The organism is Janthinobacterium sp. HH106 (genome assembly GCF_001758725.1).
GTDB lineage: Bacteria > Pseudomonadota > Gammaproteobacteria > Burkholderiales > Burkholderiaceae_D > Janthinobacterium.
Map to the genome: position 1 here is coordinate 1 of NZ_LRIC01000026.1, position 25,553 is coordinate 25,553.

The following is a 25,553-nucleotide window of genomic DNA, read 5'->3' on the forward strand; positions in this document are numbered from 1 at the left end:
GCGCCGCGCCATCGGCCAGCCAGGCCAGCGCGGCCGTCGAGTCGAGCGCCAGCGGCTGCGCCTCGCGGCCAAACAGGAAGCCCCAGACCAGGCCCGAGGTGTCCGAGCCGTAGGTAAAACCGGCAGTTTCCATCGCCATCGTGAATCTTTCTCGCGCAGTGTGATTGATCGTCGCGCGATGTTAATACACGGATGTGTCCGGAAAATGACAAGGCCACCGCGATGGGTGGCCTTGTCCGGACTACGGCTGCATATTAATTGCGATGGGGATTATCGGGACGGCGGTCGTCGCGGTTCGGAACGCCGTCGCCGTCGCGGTCGTGGCGGTTGCCGTTGTCGCGGTCATAGCGGTTGGGGATGCCGTCGTGGTCGCGGTCGCCGTTCGGGCCGCGTGGCGACCAGCGGCCTTGCTCCATCTGCCAGCGGCCGTCGCGCTGGTTCCAGGCGGGCGGCGCATACACGTAGCCGGGGCGTTCGGCGATCCATACGCCAGGCGTCCAGGCGTAGCGCTGGCTGCGCCATTCCCAGTGGCCGGGCACCCAGGCGTAGCCGTGGCGGGCGCGCGGGATGGCTTCGCGGCGCGGCGGCGGCGGGGCGATGCGGATGTCGTCATAGCGCACCGGCTGCACCTGTGCGGCGACCCAGCCGCCACGGTCCAGGCGCCAGCGGTTGTTCTCTTGTATCCAGGCGGCGCGGCGGTACTGGTTGCCGCCGCGTTCGCGCAGCCATTCTCCGTCGTTCCACACATGGCGCTGGCCATCCCAGTTCCAGTAGCCTGGCGCCCAGACATAGCCGGCGCGCGGTGCCGGCACGCTTTCAAACCGTGGCGGAGGCGGGGCGTTGCCGACGACAATGCTGACGCCGAGCTGATTCTGTGCCATGGCCTGCGCGGGCAGGAAGGCTGCGGCGCTGATGGCAAGCATGGCTGCTGCGTAGAGTGTGATGGGTTTCATGATGTGCTCCATTTCGGTGATTGCGTGAAATGGACTATAGGCGCTTGCCGGCGGTTTTTTGCCTTTGATTCAACTTATTACAATTGACACAATGCTGTGTGTCCGTGTATCCGTGGCCGATACAAATGGCGGCCTGGCGCGGTCGTGTTCAAACTGGCGCCAGGCGGCGTGGGGGCAGCATCGGTGACTCACAGGGCGCTGGCGGTGGTGTTGCCCAGCAAGGCCTGGCGTTCCTCGATCAGCGAGATTTTCTTTTCCTGTTCCGTCAGGCGCTTGGCGCTGACGACGACGACGGGGATGGCGTTCGCCTGCGCCGCATTGCCGGTTTCTGCCGCCTGTGGCCTGGTGAAGCTGGCATAGCTGGCATAGCTGGCACCGCAGGCGATGGCGACGGCGACGGTGAAGATGGCTTCCATGTTTTTCAAGGCTTTCATGATCGTTCCTTTCGGTGGCGGGTGGGTATGCATGCACTGTAGCCAAGCGCGCGCCGGCCCGCCATGCGCATGCGACCAGCCGTGGTTTTGGCGGGATGGCCTGCAAAAAAACGGCGCTGAAATGCCTGCGCGGGCGACCGCTTGAATTGAGGCCTAATTAGCCCTGTATCCGTGCATATGAATGTACTTGCCGCGTGGCATTATTTGATACTGCGCGGTGTAGCGTGCGCCGCCGGCGCTCCTGCTAGAATCGCTACGGTAGCCAGCGCGCACGCAATCATTCTCATCAGGAGTCACACATGTTCCAATTGTTTGGTTTTGGCGGCGCCCGCTGCCCGCGCTGCGAGCACAAGAACGGCGCTGCCGCCGGCTATTGCGCGCAATGCGGCTTGTCGCTGGGCGCTCCCGACAGCGACGCGGTGCTGCATGCCAATCAATGGCATCTTGCTGATGGGCAACTGGCCCTGTTCTTTGGCGTGCGCGAACTGTCCTCGCTGTTTGGCAGCGCCGCACGCCGCCTGCAGGTGCCCGCCGAGTCGCGCGCCTGGATCGTGCAATCGGACGCTTTCACCTTGATACCGGCCGGCGATTACGACAGCGCCGCCTTCTTTGCGCGCCTGCCCGCGCTGCTGCCGGCACGCCCGGCCGAAGTGCTGATCGCGCGCGCCGACGCCGTGGGCCTGGAATTCGACCTGCCCGCCCTGGCCAGCACGGAACTGCTGAACATCGCCGCCTCGCTGCGCGTGGACATCGCGCTGGGCCAGCCCGATGCGTTCGCGCGCCAGTTCATGCGCGCGCCGGGAGCCGTCACGCGCGCTCACCTGCACGCCTTGCTGCTGCCGTCCGTGCGCCAGATCGCGCTGGAATTCATCGGCAGCCGCGCGCTGCGCGAGATGGACGCGAATGCCGACCTGCGGCCCGAATTGAACGAACGCCTGCAATCGGCCCTGACGCAGCGCCTGGCGCCGTCCGGCCTGGCCGTGGCGCGCGTGGAAACGCTGAGTCTGCGGCACGACAAGCGCGCGGGCGAGGGCGATGCCGCCGCCAGCATCGGCACCCTGTGGCTGGGCGGCTTGCCGGCGCAGGAACTGGAACAGCACAGCCTGGAGCGCATGAAGCAGCTAGACCAGCTGTATGACGAGGAAGAATGGCAGCGCATCCGCCGCGAGGAACTGGCGGCGCGCCACGCGCACCGGCGCGCCGAACTGCGGCAGGACGCGACGCTGGAAAAGGCGGAGCTGGGCCATCAGGAAGCGGAGCGCCTGCAAGCGCTGCGCGGACGCCAGATCGACCTGTATGGCCGCATCCTGGAAGCGAAGTCGCGGCGCCAGGCGCTCGACCATGGCGCCGCGCTGGCGCTGGGCGAGCTGGAACAGGAACTGGCGCAAAAGGGCGCCCAGCGCGCCGATGAGGCGGCCAACTGGGAACACGTGCGCGCGCTGGCCGCCATCAAGATGCGCAGCGAGCTGGAATTGTCGCAGCTGCACGGACGCGAACAGATCCAGATGGCGCAGCAGCGCTTTACGCATCAGGTGCATTTGCAGTCGATCGCGCAGCAGGTGGAAAGCGCGCTGCTGATCGACGACGAGACGGGCCGCCGCACCCAGCTGGCGCGCCTGCGCCAGGCGGAAGCGGATGCGGCCCAGCGCGAGGCGCAGCTGGAGGCGGAGCAGCACCAGGCGGCCTGGCAGGGCCTGATGCTGGCCAACGCGGCGCGCAAGCGCGAGGCCGAGCGGGTACAGGAGTGGGAAGACCAGATGCAGCTGGCGCGCCAGCGCGAACTGCTGCGCGCCGAGGCGCACAAGGATGAAGCGGCCCAGGTGCAGGCGGCGGAGATCGCGGAAAAGGTGGCGGCGCTGCGGCGCGGCGGCGCGCGCGAGGAGGCCGTCGCGCAGCAGGAAAAGCTGCTGCGCACCATCGAGGCCGACGGCGTGCACGCGCGCCAGCTGCAGCAGCAATCGCAGCTGGCGCAGCTCGACGCGCTGGCCATCGAGGAACAGCGCCAGCAGCTGCGCCAGCTGGAACAGGAAGCGCAGTGGCAGCGCGACTTGCTGGCCATGACGCAGCAGCGCGAAAGCGATTACGCGCGCTGGAAGGGAGAATATGAGGCGTTGCTGGCGCAGCAAGCGCATGCGGCCGAACTGGCGCGCATCGATATCGACCGCATCGAGAAAATCGGTTCGCTGAGCGATACGGGCAAGGTGGCCATGGCCGCCGGGCAGAACGCGGCCGCGCTGGCGCAAGTGCTCAAGGTGCAGCTGCAGGCCGGCATGAGCGCCGAGCAGATTCACGCGCTGGCGGCGCTGGCGGCGGCCGAGAACAGCGTCGCGCCGCTGGACGCGCTGCGCATGGCGCAGGACAGCGTGGCGCAGGAGCGCAGCTACCTGGAAGGCCAGGCGGAACGCGAACGGCGCCAGCAGCTCGACCTGATCAACCTGCAGAACGCGGCGCACGCGCACGGCCTGTCGGCGCAGGCGCAGCTGGGCGTGGCCGTGGCGCAGGCGCTGCAGCCTGGTGCAGCTTCCGCCGCGCCGGCATCGGCGCCGGCCCGCTGCAAGAACGGCCATGCGCAGCGCGCGGGTCACCCGGAAGATAAATTCTGCGCCGCCTGCGGTGTCGCCCTGCAGCCTTGATGGAAGCGTTTCACCCCAGATGATGCAAAAAGCACGAGACAAACTGCGGGAACTGCGCGCCCTCCACGACGACGGGCTGCTCAGCGAGCAGGAATTTGAACGCCGCAAGAACGCCATCCTCGACGCCGAGTACGCGCCGCCCGGCGCCGCTCCCGTGGCCGCGCCGTTGCCCGTGCGCCAGGGCACGGAGCTGGGCTTCATGACGGGCCAGGAAATCGGCCCGCAGAACCGCCGCTACCGGCTCGAACGGCTGATCGGCACGGGCGGCATGGGGCAGGTATGGCAAGCGACCGACCTGGCCACGCACGCGGAGCTGGGCAGCAGCGAAATGGTGGCGCTGAAGATCTTGCCGCCGCAGCTGACGCAAAGCGCCACGCATGCCAAGTTGCTGATCGAGGAAGCGACCCAGGCGAGGAAGCTCGCGCATGAAAACATCGTGCGCGTCTACGAGTGGGCGCAGGACCCGGCCACGGCCAGCTATTTCATCATCATGGAATGCCTCGATGGCGAAGACCTCGAGCATTATCTGGCGCGCGAGGGCGCGCTGCCTCTGTCCACGGTGCAGCAACTGCTGCAGCCGGTGGCCGACGCCCTGTCGTATGCGTGGGAAAAGCACAAGCTGGTGCACCGCGACCTCAAGCCGGGCAACGTCTTCCTGACGGCGAAAGGCGACGTCAAGCTGCTCGATTACGGCATCGCTTCGCGCGTGCGCAATGCGGACAGCAGCCTGGCGCTGGACATGCCGAATGCGGGCACGCACGGCTACCGGGCGCCCGAGGCCGGCGCCAACCAGCGCCAGCCCAGCCCGCGCCTGGACGTGTATGCGGTGGCCGTGATGATTTACCAGATGCTCGAAGGGCGCATGCCGTTCGACGACGCGCGCAGCGCCAGCCATCTGCCGTCGGCGCCGCAAGCGCTCAACGCGCAGCAGTGGCAGGTGCTGCAGAACGGGTTTTCGCTGACGCCGGAATTGCGTCCGCAATCGGTGCAAGCCTTGCTGGAAAACCTGGAGCGCGCGGCCGGGCCGTCGCCCGAAGAACTGGCGGAGCAGGCGCGCCAGCAGCAGGCGCGCGCGGCGCAGCAGCAAAAGGCGGCGGCGCTGGCCGCCGAACAGGCCCGCGAGGCGGCGCTCAAAGAGGCACGTGCGCGCCAGGAAGAACTGGACCAGCGCCGGAAGGCGGAAATCCAGGCCGCCGCGCTGGAAAAGCAGCGATTGGACAAACTGCGCCGCGAGCAGGAGGCGCAGCGCCATTTCGAAGCGGAAGAGGCGCGCAAGCTGCGCAAGGAAGCGCTGCGCGGCCAGCTGCGCGCGCGCCGCGAAGCCGATGCCGCCACCGCCTTGCAGGAACACCAGGAATTGCAGCGCAAGGCCATCGTCGCCAAGGCGGAGGCGGCCTACCGCGCCGAGCAGGAACGCGCGCGCCGCGAAGAGGCCAGCCGCGCCGCCGCGGCCGCTGTCCCGGCGCCGGCCTCCGCGCCTGTGCCGGAAGCGGACCACGTGGAACCGGTGCCCAATGCGGAAGGCGTCTTGCGCGACGATTTTCTCGATGGCTCGGGACAGGGGCCGGAACTGGTGCTCATTCCCAGCGGCCGCTTCCAGATGGGCGCGCACGAGACGGAACACAAGGCCGCCATCCAGGCCGGCTCGCAACAGGCCTGGCTCGAGCGCGAGATGCCGCAGCACTGGGTCGGCATCTCGCGCCCGTTCGCGCTGGCCCGGCATCCTGTCAGCGTGGGCGAATGGCGCGCCTTCGTCAAGGCGACCGGCTGGGCGGGCGGTTCCGAGACGGACTGGGACAATCCCGGCTTCGTGCAGAACGACCAGCACCCGGTGGTGGGCGTGAGCTGGAATGACGCGCAGCTGTACCTGGCGTGGCTGAGCGAGCGCACGGGCCGCCAGTACCGCCTGCCCAGCGAAGCGGAATGGGAATACGCTTGCCGCGCCGGCACGCGCACGGCCTTCAACGTGGGCGACACGATCAGCACCGAGCAAGCCAACTACGACGGTCTGTATGTGTACAACGGCGGCCCGCGCGGCGTGTACCGGGGCGGCACCAGCCCGCTGGGCACCTTCGCGCCGAATTCCTGGGGCCTGTTCGACATGCATGGCAATGTGTGGGAATGGGTGCAGGACGTGGTGCACGACAATTACGAAGGTGCGCCCGTCGACGGCAGCGCATGGGAAGAGGGCAGCGACAGCAGCCGGCGCATCCTGCGCGGCGGCTCGTGGCTGTACCACCCGCGCTACCTGCGCTCGGCCCTGCGCAACGGTTTTTCCACCGTGCTGTCGAACGACATCGTGGGCTTCCGCGTGGCGCGCACGCTCGATTAGGCAAGTACGGCGCCTGGCGTCGTTGCGCCGGACCCGGAAGAAATGGCGCTGATGGCCGACGCCGTCTTCCGTATCATATGACCAGGTAGCAGGAGAGCGGGCTGCGCCAAGCGGGCAAACGGTGTAAATTGTGGCTTTCCAAACGCACCAAGGAACGCCATGACCATCAAAGCCATCCGCGACCAGTCGCAACCCATGCGCCACATCGTGCACGTGCGCGATCACATCATTTCCGCCGACGCCTCGGTGGAGGAGGGCGGCGGCGACGCCGGCCCTTCGCCGCACGACTTGTACGACGCGGCCCTGTCGGCCTGCAAGGCGCTCACCGTCGTCTGGTACGCCAGACACAAGGGCATCGCGCTGGAACACGTGGAAGTGTCGACCGAGCGCGATGCCAGCGACGAGCGCAAGGGCGTGTACCGCCTGGCCGCCACCCTGCACCTGACGGGCGAACTGACGGATGCGCAGCGCCAGGAATTGCTGGCCGTGGCCGGCAAATGCCCGATCCACAAGCTGATGACGGCCGTCACCACGGAAATCACGACGGTGCTGGCATGAGCGCGGCCATCCTGAAAAGCCACGAGAAGGACTTGGGCGGCGGCTTCATCGTGCGGCGCCTGCTGCCTTCCGCAGTAAAACAGGCCGTCGGCCCCTTCATCTTCTTCGACCATTTCGGCCCCATCGATGTGGCGCCCGACGCCAACCACGACGTGCGCCCGCATCCGCATATCGGCCTGGCCACCGTCACTTATCTGTTCGAGGGCGCGATCGACCACCGCGACAGCATCGGCTCCTGCCAGCGCATCGAACCGGGCGCCATCAACTGGATGACGGCCGGGCGCGGCATCGTGCATTCGGAGCGCACGCCGCACGACCTGGCCGGGCAGCCGCACCGCACGCACGGCTTGCAGCTGTGGGCCGCGCTGCCAAAGGCGCACGAGGAAGATGCGCCGAGTTTCACGCACACGCCGCAGGCCGACATTCCCGTCGTGACGCTCGATGGCGCCGTGGTGAAAGTCCTCATTGGCACGGCGTTTGGCCAGACTTCGCCCGTGCGCACCTACATGCCCACGCTGTACCTGGACGTGGCGCTGCAGGCGGGGCGCGAGTTGCGGCTGGAGGACTTGCCGGCGGAAGCGGCGATCTATCCGATCAGCGGGGAGGTGCTGGTCGACGGCGTGGCGCTGCTGCCACACACCATGGCCTTGCTGGAGGAGGGTAAGGCGCCTGTCGTGACGACAGGCGGCGGGCCGGTGAAGTTCGTCGTGATCGGCGGCGAACCGCTGGACGGCCACCGCTACCTGTTCTGGAATTTCGTCTCGTCGAGCAAGGAGCGCCTGTCGCAGGCGGCCGACGACTGGAGCGCCCAGCGCATGGGACAAGTGCCGGGCGAGACGGAATTCATCCCGTTGCCGAAGGCGCCATTGCGTCCTCCGGCATAAGCTGGCTTAGAAGCGCGCGCGCAAGGTCAGTTGCGCCTTGCGCGGCTCGCCATAGAAATTGCCCCAGGCCGGCGCGCCCACCGTCTGGTAGTAGCGCTTGTCGAGCAAGTTCGTCACGGACAGCGATGCCGTCCAGTTGCGGTCGATCTGGTACGCGGCGCGCGCGCTCCACAAGGCATACGCGCCTTGCGCCACGGTCACGTCGCGCGTGACGCGCGAGCTCTCCGTCTGGAAGTTCACGCCGCCGCCCACGCTCCACTGCTGCAAGGCGCCGGGCAGGCGGTAGTCGCTCCACGTGCGCAGCATGTGGCGCGGCGAGTAGGTGCTGGCGAACATCACGCCCGCGTTCGACGTCTGCTCCAGGTACTTGAAATTGTTCAGCGTGTAGCCGGCGAACAGCTGCCAGCCCGGCGCCACTTCGCCGCTGATTTCCGCATCGAGGCCTTCGCTGCGCACCTTGCCCGTCGAGAAATAGCACTCCGTGCCGCTGGAGCAGGTATTGGCCAGGTCGAGTTCCGCGCGGTTGCGCTGCTCGATGCGGAACAGCGCCAGCGAGGTGTTCACCTTGCCGTCGAACAGTTCACCCTTGACGCCCACTTCCAGGTTGCGGCCCTTGAGCGGGTCGAGCAGGGCGCCATCGGCCGTGCGCTGGTTTTGCGGCTGGAAGATGTCGGAGACGCTGGCGTAGCCGGACCAGCGCTTGTCGAATGCGTAGATCACGCCGCCATACGGCGTGACGACGCCGTTTTCGCGGTACGGGTCGATGTACACCTCGCCCGTGTCGCGGTACACGCTGCTCCATTTGTAGTTCGACACGCGGGCCCCCGCCACCACGGTGAGCGGATCGCTGACGCTGAAACGGGCCACGCCGTAGGCGCCCGTCTGCGTCATTTTTGTTACGCTGGGGTCGCCCCGGTAGCTGTGTTCGCGGAACCAGGCGTCGCTCGGTTCGGCCACGCCGTGATTCGGCTGCAGCGGATTGTTCGCTTGCTGCAGCAGGGCCAGACTAAAATCGCTGTCGCTTTCCAGGCGGTTCGTGCTGATGCCGGCGCTGAAGCCGTGGCGGCGGCCAAAGGCGTTGAATTTACCGTCGAGCGACAGGTCGAGGCCCTTGTTAGTGCTGCCGTAGTCGAACACGCCGCCATACATCATCATGCCGGCCAGGGTGGCGGGGTCGATCGCGCCCTGGCTGAACATGTATTTCACGTCATGCCGCTCGCGCGTGTAGTTGGCGCTGGCCTTGAGCGACCAGTCGGCGTCGAAGTGGTGCTCGAATTCGGCGAAGACGGCCGTCTGGCGGCTAGCCCAGCGGTTCCAGTCGGCACCGAGGAAAGTCTCGCGGGGCAGTTTCGGATCGCTGCCGTCGCGGTAGCGCGGCATGCCGGAAAAGAAGGGCGTCGCGTGCAGTTTTTCGTAGCTGGCGCCCGTCGTCAGCTTGCTGCCCGGCGCCAGGTCGAATTCCAGCACGCCGTACAGCACGTCCGTGCGGCTGTCGGCCACGTCATAAAAATAATCGCGCTGGTCATGCGCGGCCACGGCGCGGCCGCGGATGCTGCCCGATTCGTTCAAGGGGCCGGTGACATCGACTTCGCCGCGCACGTCGTTCCAGCGGCCCGCGCTGAGTGCCAGCTGCACCTGCTTTTCCGCCAGCGGACGCTTGCGCACCATGTTGATGGCGGCGCCCGGCGAGCCCGTGCCCTGCAGCAGGCCCGTGGCGCCGCGCACGATCTCCACGCGATCGAGCATGGCCGTATTGCTGGTGAAGCTGTTCGCCTGCGGGTAGTACATGGCGCGGTTGACGCCGTCGAACTGGTACGTGTCGACCATGAAGCCGCGCGAATACACATAGCGTCCGCCCATGGGGCTGTCGTACATGGTGATGCCGGTGGTGTTGGCCAGCACGGCGTCGATGGTGTTGAGGTTCTGGTCATCCATCTTTTGCCGCGTGACGACGCTGACGGACTGGGGAATCTCGCGCAAGGTCTGCACGCCCTTGCCGACGGTGACGGCGCGCGCCGCATACGAGTTGCTGTGTTCACTGACGGGGTCGCGCTCCATGCTGGCGTTCACGACCACGGGCGCCATGGTCTTTTCCACGCCGGCCGCCGGCGCGGAGGAGGGCGCCGCCTGGCGCAGCACGTAGGCGCCGTTCGGCAGCTGCACCGCTTCCAGGCCGCTGCCGGCCAATACCTGGGCAAAGCCCTGCGCCACATTGTGGCTGCCGCGCACGCCGGGCGAGCGCAGGCCGCGCGTCTGCGCGGGATCGGTCGACAGGCTGACGCCGGCGGCGACGGCAAAATCGTTCAAAGCGGTGGCCAGCGGGCCGGCCGCAATGGCGTAGGCTTGCGGCGCAGCGCTTGAAGCGGCGGCCTGGCCTTGCGCCAGCGCGGGCGCGGCGACAAAGGCGGCGGGGGCGGCGCACGCCATGGCGAGGACGGCCAGGCGGATGGCGCGCGCGGCGGGATGGAGGACGGGGGTGGTCAGGTGCATGCTCGGTCTTTCTGCTCAGGGTAAGGGCTATGGTGGATGAATCGGCTTCTTACCTGTCAAGCCGAAGCAGCGCAGCGAAACACCAACCCCTGGCGCAAAAAAAACTGAAAATAATTAGCTTGAACGGGCCGCCACCGTGGCCCAGTAGCGCGTGAAGTAGGTCACTTGCAGTCCGTGCGAGGCGCACAGGCTTTCCAGCACGGCGTCGATATCGTCGATCCGGTAAGTGCCCGTGACGGGGCGTTTCGCCACGCTTGCGTCACAGGCCAGGCGTCCGCGCCGGTAGCGCGACAGTTCCTGCACCAGCCGTTGCAGCGGCCAGTCTGCCGCCACCAGCATGCCGCGCAGCCAGCTGTCCTGGTGCGCGGGCATGGCCAGCACGGCTTCCAGACCGGTGCCGCCAAAGCGCAGCTGCTGCCCCGCTTCCAGGCGACGCACGGCGTCCGGGCGCGCCGCGCCGCGTACTTCCACGGCGTGTTCGAAGACGCTGACGACGCTGCCACCGTCATCGCAGCGCACGCCGAAGCGCGTGCCCAGCGCGCGGATCACGCCGTGCGGTGTGTCGACGAGGAAGGGGCGCGCATCGGGCGCCGTCGTGACCATGACTTCGCCGTGATGCAGGCGGATGCGGCGGCGCGCGGCGCTGTAATCGACGTCGACGGCGCTGTCCGTATTCATCTCCATCTGCCCGCCATCGGCCAGCGCCACGTGGCGGCGCTGGCCCGGCACCGTGCGCAAGGACGCCGTCCACGCTTGCCAGGGGGCGGACTGCAAGCCCGCCTGGCCCAGCATGATGCCGCCGCCGGCCGCCACCAGCATGGCCAGCACTTTCGCGGCGCTGCGCCGTCGCTGCTGCGCCGCCTGCAGGGCAGGAATTGCCAGCGCCGGCGGTATGATGGCCAGCTGGCCGTCCATGCGTTGCAGCAGCGCCCAGGCCCGGTCATGCTCGGCGCTGGCGTCGCGCCATGCCTGCAGGGCGGCCGGGTCGGCGCTGCCGCACTGGAGTTCCACATGCCAATGGGCGGCGGCGGCCAGCACCTTGCGGGGGATGGGCGCTGACTGCGGGGTGGAAGGGGAAAACATCAGCCGGCCGCCAGCATCAGGCATTCCGTGTAGGCGCGCACCAGGTGCTTTTTCACGGTGGGCAGGGATACGCCGAGGCGCCGGCTGATGTCCACGTAACTCAGTTCTTCGATTTGCGCCAGCAGGAAGATGGCCCGCGTGCGCGCGCCCAGGCGGTCGAGCAGGCGGTCGATGGCGAGCAGGGTTTCGATGATGATGGCGTGCGTTTCGGCGCAGATCGATATCGGCTCGGCTTGCTGGGCCAGCGCTTCCAGATAGGCCTGTTCCAGCGCCTGGCGCCGGTAGCGGTCGATCAGCAAGCCGCGCGCGATGGTCGCCAGGTAGCCGCGCGGCTCGCGCAGCGGCGCCAGCGGTGCCACCTCGCGCTTGCCCAGCAGGCGTAAAAAAGTGTCCTGCGCCAGGTCGGCCGCCTCGGCGCGGTTGCCCAGCTTGCCGCGCAGCCAGCCATACAGCCAGCCATGGTGTTCGCTGTACAAGGTGCTCAGGTGGCTGGCATGGGTGGGACTGACGGTACTCACTGCGTTCTCCAGGCAAGGGATGGGCTGGGCTGACGGAACGCGGGGTGCCGGCTGGCTGGGCTGTTTGAGAATGATACTCATTATCACATTGCCATGCGGGCGGCGTCAATTACTGTCCGTCTCCCAGGCGCCAGCGTTCCTGCCACTGTTGCAGATCCGCCCAGGCTTGCTGCAGGGCAGTAGCGGACCAGCGCAGCAGGCCGTCGAACGCCAGCACGGTGCGCTGCCAGTGGATACCGTCGAAAAACACATGGTCGGCCACGATGGTGGCGGCCAGCCAGGCGGCGATGATGACGATGATGTCGTGGCGGCCGCTTTTCCACCAGCGCAGCGAGTGGCGGCGGAAAATCCACGGCACCCCCAGCGGATTGGGCCAGTCGGCCAGCAGATGCATGATGCCGCCGGCGGCAAAGCCGAACAGGGGCGGCGCCCACAGGTGGTACGGCAATTGCAGATACGTGTAGACGAGCAGGGCGATCCAGGCCAGGCCCCAGTGCGTCCACGTGCGGTGCGTGATCCACAGCTTGTGCGTGCGCGCCCACCAGGCCACTTCCAGCCGGTCCGGCGCCGTGCCGCCCAGCGCCCCCATTACAAAGGCGAGCATGCTCAGCACTTGATAGGGGCCGCCGGCGCCAGCGTGCGCGACGAGGGCCGCGGCGATCACGCCGGCAGCCCAACCGGTCGCATGATGCGCTTTGTTGGAAGCCATAGGAAATGTAAAACGCCGCGCAGGCGCTTTGTGAAATGTTATGGATATTAACTGGATGAATATACAGTACGAAAGGGCGTCGCTGTGGGCTATTTGCGGAATATCTGTCGATAATTTGTTAAATTGTGTGTCGGGATGGACGTGATGGCGGACTCGGCGCCTGATGCCGGCCGGTCAAGTATGTTGTGCGGCTGATAATGTATTTGGCGCAGGGCGCGCTATGCTGAAAGCAGTCTTACGTTTTAAGAGGTGTCGCCATGAAAATCCCGCGCGAATTGCAGATTCCCGCCATCGTGTTTACGCTGGAAGCGGTGTTTATTCTGGGATTGTCGATGATTTTTCTCGTACTGATACCACGCTAGTGCCTTGCGGATAACTGCAGATTTACAACAGTGTTCTTATGCAGTTTGCATGGTGCTATCGCACAGCGCCGCGCCTTCGGTGCGGATGATCCAGCATTCCGGATACGGTTCGCTGGCGAAGCGGTTGTGCCGCGCGAAGCCGCTGAGCTTGTCGAGCGCCGTGGCCGGGGCCAGCGCGGTTTCCTTGCCGCTGGCCGTGTCCAGATGCCAGAAACCGCCGTTGCGGTGGAACAGCACGGGAAGGCAGCCGGCCTGCGGCGTGGCCAGGTGGCTGGCCGGCGTGGGCTGGGTGTCGGGCAGCAGCAGGTAAAAACACTCGGCGCGGGCGCCGTGGTCGATGCGGTGCAGGATCACGCCGTGCGCGAGGATGGCCGTGACGCTGAGCACGACGATGCCCTTAATGCTGGCGGACAATTCGATGCGCATGCCCAGGCGCAGGGGCACGGGTTTGTGCTTGCCGGGCCATACGCCGTCGAGCAGCATGCCGTAGCGCGACACGTCTTCGATTTCAAAGCCTTGCTGGCTGCGCCGGATGATGGCGTGGCGGCCCGACAGGCGGCGCGTCAAGCCGTTGTTGTCCTGGCCGTCGGGGCTGAAATGGCTGAGCAGCACATCGGCTTCGGGGTCCACCAGCTCGAAGCGTCCCAGCATGCATTCTTCCAGCGCGAACAGGCGGATCTGGCGCTGCTCGCCCGCTTCCGGCGCCGCATTGACCAGGCAGGCAGCCTGGCTCGGGTGCGGATGGCAGTGGCTGGCGGCGGGCAGGTCGACTTCGATCAATTCCTCGTCCCAGGCGATGGTGGTAAAACCCATGTCGATCTTGCCTTGCGGCGCCGACAAATCCACGTGGGCGATGCCGGCATTGCGCGCCGTGACGTCGAGGTTGCAGCCGTCGCCGCCCGTCACGCGGGCAATCGAGGCGTCGTCGGCCATCACGCGCACGTTCTTGTGCGTGCTGAGGAAAATCTGGTGGATTTCCGTCAGGGTGGCGTCGCGGCGCGGTACGAGGATGACAAACGTGCATACCCATTTCTGCGCCACGGCGCCGTCGACGTGGCTGTGCACTTCGACCTCGATCTGGTATTGCCCGTGCTCCTTGTTACGCGAGGAAAACTCGACAAATACGGGGCGCCAGTCGCCGCGCGTGGTGCGCACGAAATCATGCTGGACGGCGCCGCGCGGGATCAGGTCCGAGCGCAGGCGCAAGGTCAGCTGCGGCGCGCAGGCGGCGCTCATGCCGCGCAATTCCATTTTCAGGGTTTGCCGTCCGCCTGCCGCGCGGGGATCGAAGCCGCTGATGTGCAGGTGGGCATGTATCGGCTGGTAGGCGGGCGTAGTGGCCGGCTGTGCGGCGGGCACTGGGGTAAATGCCGGCAGGCTGGCGGGGGGCGAGGCTGGCATGGGGTTGGTCAGGCTGGTCACCGCTTGAGCAGCATCGCGTATCACCGCATCGCGCAGCCCGGCATCATGCGCACGGGCGTGCGGAAGCGCCGTTGCCGATGGTTCGGAACGGGCGCTGCGCAGTGCGGTCAACAGGTCGTAGCTGCTGGGGGCATTCGTCGCTTGCGGGTGGTTGCCCGCGCAGACTGTTTCCCCAGGCAAGACCCAGAACGTACAGTGCGGGTGCTCCGGGTTGCTGCATTTTTTCATGACATTCTGACTCGAATCGAGCGGGGACATTGCGCCCTCTGTTCTACATGAGAGCTTACGCGCTTTTGCGCCTGCTTGGCAACTTTCGCGGCGCTTGAATGCGCTCTTTTTGCCCAAATTCATCCCCTTGGTCACACCTTGCCATACATGTCATGGAAACTATTGCTAAAAAACACATTTTATGTCTTTCCAGATATGTTATTTTGATATCGCCAGTCCAGCTGCGTTCAGCTGCGCTGTTTGCTGACGATGACTTCCAGATACTCGCCCGGCACCACCAGCGAGTGAGTGCCCGCTGTATTCAGGCGTTCGAGCAGGGCGAACAGCTCCTGCTCCAGCGCCTCGGCGCCAGGTGCGTCCAGCGCGGCAAAGGCCTTGTGGACGGGGCCGTAATAATCGCGGAAGACCTGCACCCAGTGGTGAGCGGAGGCGTAGCGGAAATTGAAGACCTTGCGCTGGCTGTGCACCTGCTCTGCCGCCTGGCCGAACAGGTCGCGCACATACGCTTCCTCGCCCCAGCGGGCCGGCGACACCACGCCCGCCGGGGGCGGCACATATTTGCCGATGGTCTTGAAGAGTTGCCCGATAAAGCCGTCCGGGGTCCAGTTGGCCATGCCGATGCGTCCGCCGGGACGCAGCACGCGCAGCATTTCGCTGGCCGCGCGCCTGTGGTCGGGCGTGAACAGGACGCCGAAGGTCGACAGGGCTGCGTCGAAACTGGCATCGGCGAAGGGCAGGGCTTCGGCGTCGGCCACGCGGAAGGTCACGGCCAGCCCTTCCGCTTCGGCGCGCGCGCGGCCTTTGTCCAGCAGCGCCGGCACATAATCGGTGGAGACGACGCGGGCAAAGCGGCGCGCCGCCGCCAGGGTGGCGTTGCCGTTGCCAGCGGCGATGTCGATGACGTCTTCGTGGGCGCGGATGTCGGCAGCCTCGGCCAGCGACTCGCCGACCGGCTGCAGGGTCACGCCGATGACGGCGAAGTCGCCACTGGCCCAGCCTGCTTGCTGGCGCTGCTTGATGGCGGCGTAGTCGGGCGCGCCAGCGGCGCCGGCCTGCGGTGTAGGAATGGTGTTGCTCATGGCATGCTCCTGTGACGTTGGAGAGGTCCTTTCGTCAGACCGCGCGCCACGGGCATGGTTCAATTTATACAGGCTGTCGTGAGCGTGGCGGCATTTTGCATTATGCTGGCGCAACTGTTGCCCTCAACGCCGCCTGACGCCGAAAGATGACCATGCCTGCCCAACGCCCGTTCCAGCTTGCCATTGCCTATGGCGCCGCCTTGTGCGTATTTCTGGCCATCGACGCCCTGTGGCTGGCGGTGCTGATGAAACCCGTGTACGCCGCGGCGCTGGGCCCTTTGCTGGCGGACACGCCCCGCTGGGCGCCGGCCGTGTTGTTTTATCTGCTGTACGTGGCCGGACTGCTGGTCTTTGCCATCCTGCCCGGCTTGCGGGCGCGCCGCGGACGCACGGCGGCGGCGCTGGGCGCGCTGTTGGGGCTGCTTGCCTACGGCACCTATGATTTGAGCAACTATGCGACCTTGCGCGGCTGGCCGCTGGCCTTGACGGCGATCGACATGGCGTGGGGCACCGTGCTGTCGGCCGTGTCGGCCACGGCCGGCTACCTGGCTGCTAGCCGCCTGGGACGGTGAATGCCGCATCGAAGCGCAGCGCCACCACGGTAATGTTATCGCTATACAAGCCTTTTGGCGGATGCAAGAGGAAGTCGTCGAACAGGTCGCTGACGGCCTGAGCCGCAGTCTTGCCGGCACACAAGGCGGGCCAGCGGGCGGTGAGGGCGAGCGGATCTTCGCAGGCCCAGAAACCGTCGCTGGCCAACAGATAGTGGGCGCCGGGACGCACGCGCAGCACGCGGCGGTCGCCCAGGTGCGCGAGGAAGGGCGGCAAGGTGGCCGCATCGAGGCCGCGCAAGGGCTTGTCGAGCTGCAAGCTGTCGCTGATGGCGTTGCCTAAAATAAAGGCCTGCGAGATTTGCGGATGGTGCTCGCCGTGCACGGCGGCGCGCCAGCGCGTCTCGTCGAGCGCGCCGCGCATGGCGTACACGGTGGCCGGCACGTGGTCGACGGTGAGGATGCTGGCAACCCCGTCGGCAATTTCATACAGGCGCGAATCGCCCACGTGATACAGCAGCGGCGCTTCGCCGGGCGGCACTTCCAGCAAGGTCAGGGTGGTGCCCGGCGGGCGGGCCTGGGCTGGCGCCGTCCTGGCGAAGGTATCCTGCAAGCGCGTGTGCAACTGGTCGAGTTTGGCTGCCAGGCTGGCCGTGTCGAGGCAGGCGGGTATGGTCAGCAAGCCTTGCACGGCCGCTTCCGCCGCTTCGCGCCCAAGGCCGTGGCCGCCCATGCCGTCGAGCACGGCGGCACGCACGTGGCCGCGCGGCCAGCCCGGCACCTGGCAGTGGAACGGCGCCTGCCGCGACAGGCAGACGGCATGGCCGCTGGCATCGATCAGCAGGAAGTTGTCCTGGTTTTCGCGCCGGGGCATCGGGCCGGCGCCCACGCTGGTGCCGGCGGCGGCATCGAGCCAGGGGCCAAAGTCGAGCGCGTCTTTAATTAAATGCATCGGTTGGTGCGGTCCAGGCGGCCAGCAATGTTGATCGTAGGACACAGCTTAGCCGAAATCGTGCGGGGGCGATACCTTGCCTGTTTCGCAAAAAAACCTGCGGCAGCAAGCTGGCGCAGGTTTTATATGGTGGCGGGTGTCGCTTAACGGCGATGGCCCCAGCCGTGGCCGTGACCGTGGCCACGGTCATAGTAGTCGTAGCGGCCATGGTCGCGGTAGTAGCCGCGGCCCGGCTGCACGTAGACGACAGCCGGCGGGCCGTAGTAGCGCGGTGGCGGCGCGTAGTACACGGGCTGCGGCGCCGGGGCGTAGTACACCGGTTGCGGCGCAGGCGCGTAATAGGTTTCGCGGTAGCCGCCGCGATAGCCGCCACGGTCGTAGTAGCGGTCATTCGTGCTGATGCTGTTGCCGACGGCGGCGCCCAGCACGCCACCGACGATCGCACCATTGCGTCCGCCGGTGCTGTTGCCAATGGCCGCCCCGACAACGGCGCCTGCAACGGTATTGAAGTCGCGGTCACCGGCGACTGCGGCCGAAGACACAGCCACTGCCGCTACCATTACCGCACCCAGGAGTTTCTTGTTCAACATGGCATTTCCTTCCATTCCGGCGAGATCACAATGATCTGCATGAACTGGACTATATCTGCTGCCGCAAGCTTGTTCCACGTCTAATACAACTTATTACAATCGGGGCGGGGCGGTAACAAGTCAGCGCCGGCGCGCCTGCCATTCTGGACGAAGCAGGCTGTACATTTTGGCGTCGCGCATCACGCCGTTGATAAAGAAAGCCTGGCGTATCAAGCCTTCCTGGGTAAAGCCGTTCTTTTGCGCGATGCGCTCGGAGCCGATGTTCAGCGGGTCCATCAGCAGCTCGAGCCGGTGATACGGATAGGCGCTGAACAGGTAGTCGACCACCAGGCCCGTCGCTTCGCTGATGTAGCCGCGCCCGTCCCGCTGCCGGTCGAACAGGCGGTAACCGATTTCGCGCGAGGCTGGCGTGCGGCTCTTGAAGTGCGTGATCGTGCCGATGATGTGCTGTGAGTGATCTTCGATGAGGAACAATTCGCTGTCTTCGGTGACAAAGCCCGATTGCAGGAAGTCGCGCCGCATGGCCTCGGGCGACTTGAATTGCATGGAGAAAAACTCGCCGCGCGAGGGCAGGTCGTTGACGAGGGAAATATAGGTATTCAGGTCGGCAGCCTGCAAATGCCGGATGGTGCAGAGGGTTCCCTTGAGCATGTCGGTTTCCGGTAGCGATCACGAATCTTCATGGTAATCGACTCTGGGGGCAAGAGGCAATCGGTCCCGTAAAAGTTGCTGCAATGACAGAACAAATACGCTATCGTAGACAGCCGCGCCTTGCCCCTGGCCACGGCGTACCCGCTTCGACCTCGTTGACTGGAACTGACATCACATGCAAATCATCCTGACTGGCGCGCCATTGCGCCGTTCCGTTTTATCCATCGCCCTTGGCTGCATCGTCAGCGCCGGCGCCTTTGCCGCCGCACCGGGCAATACGCCGCAAGCGCTGGCGCAGGTGCGCGACACGGCGCTGCAAAGCGACTGGGCCTACGCCCGCCTGGCCGACATGACGGACCTGATCGGCCCGCGCCTGTCCGGCTCCGCCGGCGCGGCCGCCGCCGTGCAGCAGGTGGCCGACGCCATGCGCCAGCTGGGCGCCACCGTCACCCTGCAGCCCGTGAAAGTGCCGCACTGGGTGCGCGGCGTGGAAACGGCGGAAATCGTCGACTATGCGGGCCGTCCGCAGGGTGTCTCGCAGCGCGTGGTGCTCACGGCCCTGGGCGGCTCGGGCGCCACTGCGGCCGCCGGCCTGACGGCACCCGTGATCATCGTCAAGAGCCTGGACGAACTCAAGGCACGCGCGCCGGAAGTGAAGGGCGCCATCGTGCTGATCGACACGCCATTCGACCAGGAGATGGCCGAACGGGGCCTGGCCGGCGTTACCTACGGCCAGGGTTCGCGCGCGCGCTTCCTCGGGCCGAAGGCGGCGGCGGAACTGGGCGCGGCGGCCGCGCTGGTGCGCTCGGTCGGCGGCGCGAACTTCCGCATCCCGCATGCGGGCGCCACGGGCTTGGACGACAACAAGCGCATTCCGGCCGCCGCCGTCACCGTGGAAGACGCCTTGCTGATCGGCCGCCTGGCCGCGCGCGGGCCCTTGAAAATGCACCTGACCCTGACGCCGCAAAATCTGCCGGAAGCGGACAGCTACAACGTGATCGCCGACTGGCCCGGCACGGACAAGGCCGGCGAAGTGGTGGTGGTCTCGGGCCACCTCGATTCCTGGGACCTGGCGACGGGCGCGCACGACGACGGCGCCGGCGTCGTGGCGGCCATGGGCGTGGTGGAAACCTTGAAAAAGCTCGACTACCGCCCGCGCCGCACCATCCGCGTGATCGCCTGGATGAACGAGGAAAACGGCGGCCGTGGCGGCCAGGCCTACTTCGAGGCCCACAAGCAGGCGCTCGGCAAACAATACGCGGCCATCGAGATGGACAGCGGCGCTGGCCGCCCGTTCGGCATCCTCGCCAGCGTGGGGCCGAAGTCGGAAAAACTGTTCGCACCGCTGCGCGCTGCCTTGCTGCCGATGGGCGCGCACGTGTTCACGCGCCGCGACGCGCTGGGCACGGGCGACCTGCACCGCCTGGAAACGGGCGGCGTGCCCAGTTTCGAGCCGCTCGTCGACAGCCACAGCTACTTCCACTACCACCACACGCCGGCCGACACCCTGGACAAGGTCGACCCGGATAACCTCAAGCGCAACGTGGCGCTGATGGCGTCGCTGGCCTGGTTCCTGGCCAATATCGACGGCGAGATCGGCCGCGCGCCGGAGCAGGGCGAGTAAGCGCCAATGTCGCTACCCGATCTGAACCTGTTGATCACCCTCGATGTCCTGCTGGCCGAAGGCAGCGTCACGCGCGCGGCGCGGCGCTTGCGTCTGAGTCCATCGGCCATGAGCCGCGCCCTGGCGCGCCTGCGCGAGACGACCGGCGATCCGCTGCTGGTGCGCGCCGGGCGTGAACTGGTGCCCACGCCGCGCGCGCTGGAGCTGCGCGAACGGGTGGGCCGCCTGCTGGGCGAGGCGCTGGCCGTGCTGGGACCGGTGCAAGCGCTCGATCCGCGCCAGCTGGCGCAGACGTTCACGCTGCGTGCGAGTGACGGCTTCGTGGAAAATTTCGGCCCGGCCCTGCTCGCGCATATCGGCGCGCAGGCGCCTGGCGTGCGCCTGCGCTTCGTGCAAAAGCTCGACCGCGAAAGCGTGCAGCTGCGCGAGGGCAGCATCGACCTGGAAACGGGCGTGATCGGCAGTCTCACCAGCCCGGAAGTGCGCACGCGCAGGCTGTTCGGCGACCGTTTCGTGGGCGTGGTGCGCAGCGACCATGCGCTGGCGCAAGGAGCGATCAGCGCCGAGCGCTATGCGGCCGGCCAGCACGTGCTGGTGGCGCGGCGCGACCAGGATACGGGACCGATGGACGACGCGCTGGCCGCGCTGGGATTGCAGCGCACGATCGCCAGCATCGTCGGCGGCTTCACGGCGGCGCTGGCGCTGGCCGCCGGCTCCGACCTGATCGCCACCGTGCCGGAACGGCATACGGGCAATCTGCGTGCCGGCATGTTCAGCTTTGTGCTGCCGCTGGGCATGCCGGACCTGACCGTGTCGCTGATGTGGCATCCGCGCATGGATGCCGACCCCGCCCACCGCTGGCTGCGCGGCTGCGTGGTCGACGCCTGCGCGGCCCGGATCAGCGCCGGCTGATGGCGCCGGCAGCGGCCTGCTGCACGGGCCCGTCGAAGCCGCCGGCCATGGCCGTGTAGCCGCGCGCCGTGGCGATGGCCACGTCGCGGTGCGCCGTCACCAGCTGCTCCTGCGCGGCCAGCGCAATGCGTTCCGCTTCGAGCACGCCGAGCAGGCTTTCCGCGCCTTCCTGGTAGCGCACGCGCGCCAGGCGCGCGCTTTCCTGCGCCAGCCGGTGCGCCTCGCGCAGTTCCGCTTGGCGGCTGCGCAATTGCACCCATTGCGCGATGGCGCTGTCGGTTTCCTCCAGCGCCAGCGCCAGCGCCTTGTCGAAGCCGGCCTGCGCGGCCTGCACTTCGGCCCCAGCCGCGCGGGCGCGGGCGCGGCGCGTGCCGCCATCGAACAGCGGCAGGGAAAACGCGGCGCCCGCCTGCCAGCGCGCCGCATCGCCGCCATTCCAGTCGCCGGCCACGCCGGAGGCGCCAAACAGCGCGCCCAGGCTGATGCGCGGGAAGCGTTCGGCGATGGCGGCGCCTTCGCGCGCGCTGGCCGCTGCCAGCGCCCGTTCGGCCGCGCGCACGTCGGGCCGGCGCAGCAGCAGGTGAGCCGGCTCATCCGTCAACAAGGTTTGCGGCAGCGTCAGCGGCATCGGCTGGTCGAGCGCCGCCAGTTCCGGCGCATCGAGACGCTGTCCGGTGAGCGTCGCCAGCCGGTTGCGCGCGAGGCGTTCTTCGGCGTTCAGGCTGGGCAGGCGGGCACTGGCCAGGCGCATCTGCGCCTCGGCGCGCATGCGCTCGGCCGGCGCGGCGCGGCCCGCGCTTTCGCGCTCGCGCACCAGTTGCAGGGTGCCGGACTGGTTCGACAGCTGCTCCTGCAGGCTGGCGCGCATCTGCTGCGCGCCGCGCAGCACCAGGTAGGCGTCCACCACCTGCGCCAGGATCAGGCGCCGCACATCGTCGCGCACGGCGGCGCGCTCGTCCGACGATGCCTCGGCAGCGGTGATGCTGTGGCGCACGCGGCCGAACAGGTCGAGCTCCCAGCTGAAGACGGCGCTCCACTGCAGCGGCGAGGCGATGTGCGGCTGGCCGCCGCGGCTCTCGATCGCCGCCAGGCGCGCGCGTCCGGCCTGGGCGTCGAGATCCACCGCCGGCAGGCGGGCGCCGCGCGCGGCCTGCGCGAACTCGCGGGCGCTGGCCAGGCGCGCGGCGGCGATGCGCACGTCGTAGTTGTCTTGCCAGGCGCGCTTGACCAGCTGCTCCAGGCTGGCATCGCCCAGTGCCTGCCACCACAGCGCCGGCGGCGCGCCGGCCTGCAGTTTCGGGCCGCCCGCTGAGGGCAGGGCAGACAGTTGCGCCGGATCGAGCGCCCGCGTCGCCGTGGGCGTGCCGGCGCTGCAGCCGGCCAGGGCCAGCATGGCCGCCGCCAGCAGCGGCGCGGCGCGGCGCGTGTTCAGGTGTGTCATGCGGATCATGCGGCTTCTCCCAGCGCGACCGTGTGCGTGGCCGGCGCCGCGCGGCGCCTGCTCAGCAAGGTGAAAAACAAGGGTGTAAACAACAGGCCCGACAAGGTCACGCCCAGCATGCCGGCGAAGACGGCCGTGCCCATCGACTGGCGCATCTCCGCGCCCGCACCGGAAGACAGCATCAGCGGTATCGCACCCAGCAGGAAAGCCAGCGACGTCATCAGGATGGGACGCAAGCGCGTGCGGGCGGCGGCGATGGCCGCTGCGCGCGCATCGGCGCCGGCCGCCATCGCCTGGCGCGCGAATTCGACGATCAGGATGGCGTTTTTGGCGGCCAGGCCGATCAGCACCACGATGCTGATCTGCGTCAGCACGTTGTTGTCCAGGCCGCGCCACGACACGCCGATCAGCGTGGCCAGCACGCAGCTGGGCACGATCAGCACGACGGACAGGGGCAGCAGCCAGCTTTCAAACAGGGCCGCCAGCAGCAGATACACGAGCAGAACGGCCAGTCCCAGCACCATGCCGGTGCTGGCGCCCGCGTGTTTTTCCTGCAGCGCCAGTTCCGTCCACTCGTAGTCGAAGCCGGCCGGCAGGCGCGCCTTGAGCAGTTCTTCCATCGCGGCGATGGTCTGCCCCGTCGAGTAGCCGGGCCTGGTGCTGCCCTGGATTTCGGCGGCAGGATACAGGTTGTAGCGCGGCACGCGGAACGGCGCCGTTCCTTCGCTGAAGGTGGCCACGCTGCCCAGCGGGACCATGTCGCCGCTGGCGGTGCGCGTCTTGAGTGCGGCCAGGTCGGCCACGCTGCGCCGGTAGGGCGCGTCCGCCTGTGCGGTGACGCGCCAGACCCGGCCCATCAGGTTCATGTCGTTGACAAACACGGGTGCCAGGTAGCTTTGCAGGGTCTCGTTGATGCGCAGCGGCGGCACGCCCAGGTATTCGGCCCTGGTGCTGTCCAGTTCAACCTTGATCTGCGGGCTCATGGCGTTGAACGGCGTGAAGGCGCCCGTCACCGAGGGCAGTTTCCCCGCTTCCTCGGCGATGCCGCGCGCGGCCGCCTGCAAGGCTTGCGGTCCCAGGCCGCCCGTGTCGCGCAGCATCAGCTTGAAGCCGCCGCCGGTGCCGATGCCGCGCACGGAAGGCGGCGGTATCACCATCACGCGCGCCGCGCTGATGGGCGCCAGCTTGCCGCGCAGGGCGCCCAGCATGGCCGGCCCGTCCAGGCCACTGCTGGCGCGCGCGCCGAAGTCCTTGAACATGGTGAAGATGACGGCCGTGTTGGGCGCCGACGTAAACGTGGCGCCGTCGGTGCCGACGAAGGCGGCCGTGTGGGCCACGCCGGGGTGGCTCATCAGGCGTGCCGTGACGTCCTGCACCACTGCGCTGGTGCGCGCCAGGGTCGAGCCGGCCGGCAGCTGGATCGAGACGATGGCATAGCCGCGGTCCAACTGCGGCACGAAGCCGCGCGGCGTCGCGTCCAGGCGCCACAGGGTCAGACCCGCCAGCACGAGATACACGGGCAGCATCAGCCAGCGCCGCGAGAGGATGCGCCCGGTCAGTTGCACGTAGCCGCCCGTCAGGCGGGAAAAGCCGCGGTTGAAGATGGCCATCCAGCGCGCGCCCAGGCTGTTGGCATCGTGCTGCGGCTTGAGCAGCAGCGCGGCCAGGGCCGGCGACAGCGTCAGCGAGACCAGTGCCGAGATCACGGTGGAGGCGGCGATGGTGACGGCGAACTGGCGGTAGAACATGCCGGAGATGCCATCGATGAAGGCCGTTGGCACGAACACGGCCACCAGCACCAGCGCGATGGCGACCAGCGCGAAGCCCACCTCGTTCATGCTGCGCTGCGCCGCGGCGACGGGTCTCATGCCGTCCTCCATGTGGCGCTCGACGTTTTCCACCACCACGATGGCGTCATCGACGACGATGCCGATCGCCAGCACCAGGCCGAACAGCGACAGGGTATTGAGGGAATAGCCCATCGCGGCCAGCACCGTGAACGTGCCGACCAGGGACACGGGAATGGCCAGGATGGGAATGATGGCGGCGCGCCACGAGCCGAGGAACAGCAGCATGGCCAGGCACACCAGCAGTGCCGCCTCGAAGATGGTGTCGCGCACCTTGTCGATCGAGGAACGGATGAATTCCGTCGGATTGTAATAGGCATGGTAGGCGACGTCCTGCGGGAAATCGGCTTCCATTTTGGCCAGCAGCGCCAGCACGCGGTCGCCGGTGGCCAGCGCGTTCGAGCCGGGCAGCAGGCTGATGCTCAGCGCGATGGCCGTGCGGTTGTCGACGAAGCCGCTTTCCGCGTAATCCTGCGCGCCCATCTCGACGCGCGCCACGTCGCGCAGGCGCACCACGCCGCCGTCGGCATGGGCGGCGACGATGATGGCCTCGAATTCGGCCACGTCGCGCAAGCGGCTTTGCGCCTGCACCTGCACCTGGTAGGCGCCATCGCTGCCGCCGGGCGGCTGGTTCAATACCCCGGCGGCGACCTGCGAGTTGGCTTGCCGTACCGCCGCGATCACTTCCGGCGCGCTCAGGCCCAGCGAGGCCACGCGCGCCGGATCGAGCCAGATGCGCATCGAGAAGTCGCGCGCGCCGCGCGTGTAGATGTCGCCGACGCCTTCGATGCGGGCCAGCTGGTCCTTGACGGCGGTGCCGATGAAGTTGGAGATGTACTGCTGGTCGCGCGTGCCTTTCGGCGAATCGAACAGCACTACCATCAGCTGGTCGGGCGAGGCCTTCTTGACGGCCAGACCCAGCCGGCGCACGGCGTCGGGCAGGCGCGCTTCGGCCACCGCCACGCGGTTCTGCACCAGCGACTGCGCCTGTTCGATGTCGGTGCCCGGCTTGAACACCACGCTGATGGTCAGCTTGCCGTCGCCCACCGATTGCGAGGACATGTAGAGCATGCCGTCGACGCCGTTGATTTCCTGTTCGATCGGCGCGGCGACCGTATCGGCGATTTCCTGCGCCGAGGCGCCAGGATAGCTGGCCTTCACCGTCACCGTGGGCGGCACGATCTCGGGAAACTCCGAGATCGGCAGGCGCATGGCCGACACCGCGCCCACCAGGGTGATGAGGATCGACAGCACGATGGCAAACACGGGACGGCGGATGAAAAATTGGGAGAAACGCATG

The 25,553-nt window shown here is 67.5% G+C and carries 20 protein-coding genes; 7 read left to right on the forward strand and 13 right to left on the reverse strand.

All coding sequences use genetic code 11. The annotated features are described in order from the left end of the window. Window positions 1-254: 254 nt before the first annotated feature. On the reverse strand, window positions 255-953 hold the full coding sequence (locus JAB8_RS29900; RefSeq protein WP_254679503.1) for a YXWGXW repeat-containing protein: 699 nt from the start codon (window positions 951-953) through the stop codon (window positions 255-257). A 188-nt stretch (window positions 954-1,141) separates the two neighbouring features. Continuing rightward, complete coding sequence (locus tag JAB8_RS11855; protein WP_070289640.1) at window positions 1,142-1,387, reverse strand: hypothetical protein; 246 nt, start codon at window positions 1,385-1,387, stop codon at window positions 1,142-1,144. A 299-nt stretch (window positions 1,388-1,686) separates the two neighbouring features. On the opposite strand from JAB8_RS11855, the gene JAB8_RS30145 reads away from it, so the two are divergent. The 4 genes from JAB8_RS30145 (at window position 1,687) to JAB8_RS11875 (ending at window position 7,794) form a co-directional block, all read left to right on the forward strand. Next, a complete protein-coding gene (locus JAB8_RS30145) occupies window positions 1,687-4,020 on the forward strand; it encodes a hypothetical protein (RefSeq protein ID WP_070289641.1) in 2,334 nt (777 codons plus the stop codon). Between the two features lie 19 nt (window positions 4,021-4,039). Then, complete coding sequence (locus JAB8_RS11865) at window positions 4,040-6,352, forward strand: SUMF1/EgtB/PvdO family nonheme iron enzyme (RefSeq protein ID WP_070289642.1); 2,313 nt, start codon at window positions 4,040-4,042, stop codon at window positions 6,350-6,352. A gap of 159 nt (window positions 6,353-6,511) precedes the next feature. Continuing rightward, on the forward strand, window positions 6,512-6,910 hold the full coding sequence (locus JAB8_RS11870; protein WP_070224653.1) for an OsmC family protein: 399 nt from the start codon (window positions 6,512-6,514) through the stop codon (window positions 6,908-6,910). Further along, window positions 6,907-7,794, forward strand: coding sequence for a pirin family protein (locus tag JAB8_RS11875; RefSeq protein WP_070289643.1), 888 nt, complete (start codon window positions 6,907-6,909; stop codon window positions 7,792-7,794). Before JAB8_RS11870 ends, JAB8_RS11875 begins: the two co-directional genes overlap by 4 nt. Window positions 7,795-7,800: 6 nt before the next feature. On the opposite strand, the gene JAB8_RS11880 is transcribed toward JAB8_RS11875, so the two are convergent. The 6 genes from JAB8_RS11880 to JAB8_RS11905 all read right to left on the reverse strand — a co-directional run bounded on the left by JAB8_RS11880 (window position 7,801) and on the right by JAB8_RS11905 (window position 15,685). Beyond that, window positions 7,801-10,284 carry a TonB-dependent receptor gene (locus tag JAB8_RS11880; protein WP_070289644.1) on the reverse strand — a complete coding sequence of 828 codons (2,484 nt, stop codon included), beginning with the start codon at window positions 10,282-10,284 and terminating at the stop codon, window positions 7,801-7,803. A 114-nt stretch (window positions 10,285-10,398) separates the two neighbouring features. Next, window positions 10,399-11,367: a FecR domain-containing protein gene (locus tag JAB8_RS11885; protein ID WP_070289645.1), complete on the reverse strand. Its 969-nt coding sequence runs from the start codon at window positions 11,365-11,367 to the stop codon at window positions 10,399-10,401. Further along, complete coding sequence (locus JAB8_RS11890; protein WP_070289646.1) at window positions 11,367-11,885, reverse strand: sigma-70 family RNA polymerase sigma factor; 519 nt, start codon at window positions 11,883-11,885, stop codon at window positions 11,367-11,369. The genes JAB8_RS11885 and JAB8_RS11890 overlap by 1 nt, the downstream gene beginning before the upstream one ends. A 109-nt stretch (window positions 11,886-11,994) precedes the next feature. Continuing rightward, complete coding sequence (locus tag JAB8_RS11895; protein WP_070289647.1) at window positions 11,995-12,594, reverse strand: metal-dependent hydrolase; 600 nt, start codon at window positions 12,592-12,594, stop codon at window positions 11,995-11,997. Window positions 12,595-12,992: 398 nt separating this feature from the next. Continuing rightward, window positions 12,993-14,606, reverse strand: a complete 1,614-nt coding sequence (locus tag JAB8_RS11900; RefSeq protein ID WP_254679504.1) for an FHA domain-containing protein — start codon at window positions 14,604-14,606, stop codon at window positions 12,993-12,995. 227 nt (window positions 14,607-14,833) lie between these two features. Further along, window positions 14,834-15,685, reverse strand: a complete 852-nt coding sequence (locus JAB8_RS11905) for a class I SAM-dependent methyltransferase (RefSeq protein ID WP_070289649.1) — start codon at window positions 15,683-15,685, stop codon at window positions 14,834-14,836. Window positions 15,686-15,837: 152 nt separating this feature from the next. Between JAB8_RS11905 and JAB8_RS11910 the strand changes: the two genes are divergently transcribed. Beyond that, window positions 15,838-16,257, forward strand: a complete 420-nt coding sequence (locus JAB8_RS11910) for a DUF2177 family protein (protein WP_070289674.1) — start codon at window positions 15,838-15,840, stop codon at window positions 16,255-16,257. On the opposite strand, the gene JAB8_RS11915 is transcribed toward JAB8_RS11910, so the two are convergent. The 3 genes from JAB8_RS11915 to JAB8_RS11925 all read right to left on the reverse strand — a co-directional run bounded on the left by JAB8_RS11915 (window position 16,238) and on the right by JAB8_RS11925 (window position 18,429). Further along, window positions 16,238-17,188, reverse strand: coding sequence for a protein phosphatase 2C domain-containing protein (locus tag JAB8_RS11915; RefSeq protein ID WP_070289650.1), 951 nt, complete (start codon window positions 17,186-17,188; stop codon window positions 16,238-16,240). The genes JAB8_RS11910 and JAB8_RS11915 overlap by 20 nt on opposite strands. A 143-nt stretch (window positions 17,189-17,331) precedes the next feature. Further along, a complete protein-coding gene (locus JAB8_RS11920) occupies window positions 17,332-17,778 on the reverse strand; it encodes a glycine zipper domain-containing protein (protein ID WP_070289651.1) in 447 nt (148 codons plus the stop codon). A gap of 120 nt (window positions 17,779-17,898) precedes the next feature. After that, on the reverse strand, window positions 17,899-18,429 hold the full coding sequence (locus tag JAB8_RS11925) for a GNAT family protein (RefSeq protein ID WP_070289652.1): 531 nt from the start codon (window positions 18,427-18,429) through the stop codon (window positions 17,899-17,901). 175 nt (window positions 18,430-18,604) lie between these two features. On the opposite strand from JAB8_RS11925, the gene JAB8_RS11930 reads away from it, so the two are divergent. Both JAB8_RS11930 and JAB8_RS11935 read left to right on the forward strand, forming a co-directional pair. Continuing rightward, complete coding sequence (locus tag JAB8_RS11930) at window positions 18,605-20,053, forward strand: M20/M25/M40 family metallo-hydrolase (RefSeq protein WP_070289653.1); 1,449 nt, start codon at window positions 18,605-18,607, stop codon at window positions 20,051-20,053. A 6-nt stretch (window positions 20,054-20,059) separates the two neighbouring features. Then, window positions 20,060-20,965, forward strand: a complete 906-nt coding sequence (locus JAB8_RS11935) for a LysR family transcriptional regulator (RefSeq protein WP_070289654.1) — start codon at window positions 20,060-20,062, stop codon at window positions 20,963-20,965. On the opposite strand, the gene JAB8_RS11940 is transcribed toward JAB8_RS11935, so the two are convergent. Together JAB8_RS11940 and JAB8_RS11945 are read right to left on the reverse strand one after the other, a co-directional pair. Beyond that, window positions 20,952-22,415, reverse strand: a complete 1,464-nt coding sequence (locus JAB8_RS11940) for a TolC family protein (RefSeq protein WP_070289655.1) — start codon at window positions 22,413-22,415, stop codon at window positions 20,952-20,954. The two genes, JAB8_RS11935 and JAB8_RS11940, sit on opposite strands and share 14 nt — an antisense overlap. Next, window positions 22,412-25,552, reverse strand: a complete 3,141-nt coding sequence (locus JAB8_RS11945) for a multidrug efflux RND transporter permease subunit (RefSeq protein WP_070289656.1) — start codon at window positions 25,550-25,552, stop codon at window positions 22,412-22,414. Before JAB8_RS11945 ends, JAB8_RS11940 begins: the two co-directional genes overlap by 4 nt. Window position 25,553 lies beyond the last annotated feature (1 nt).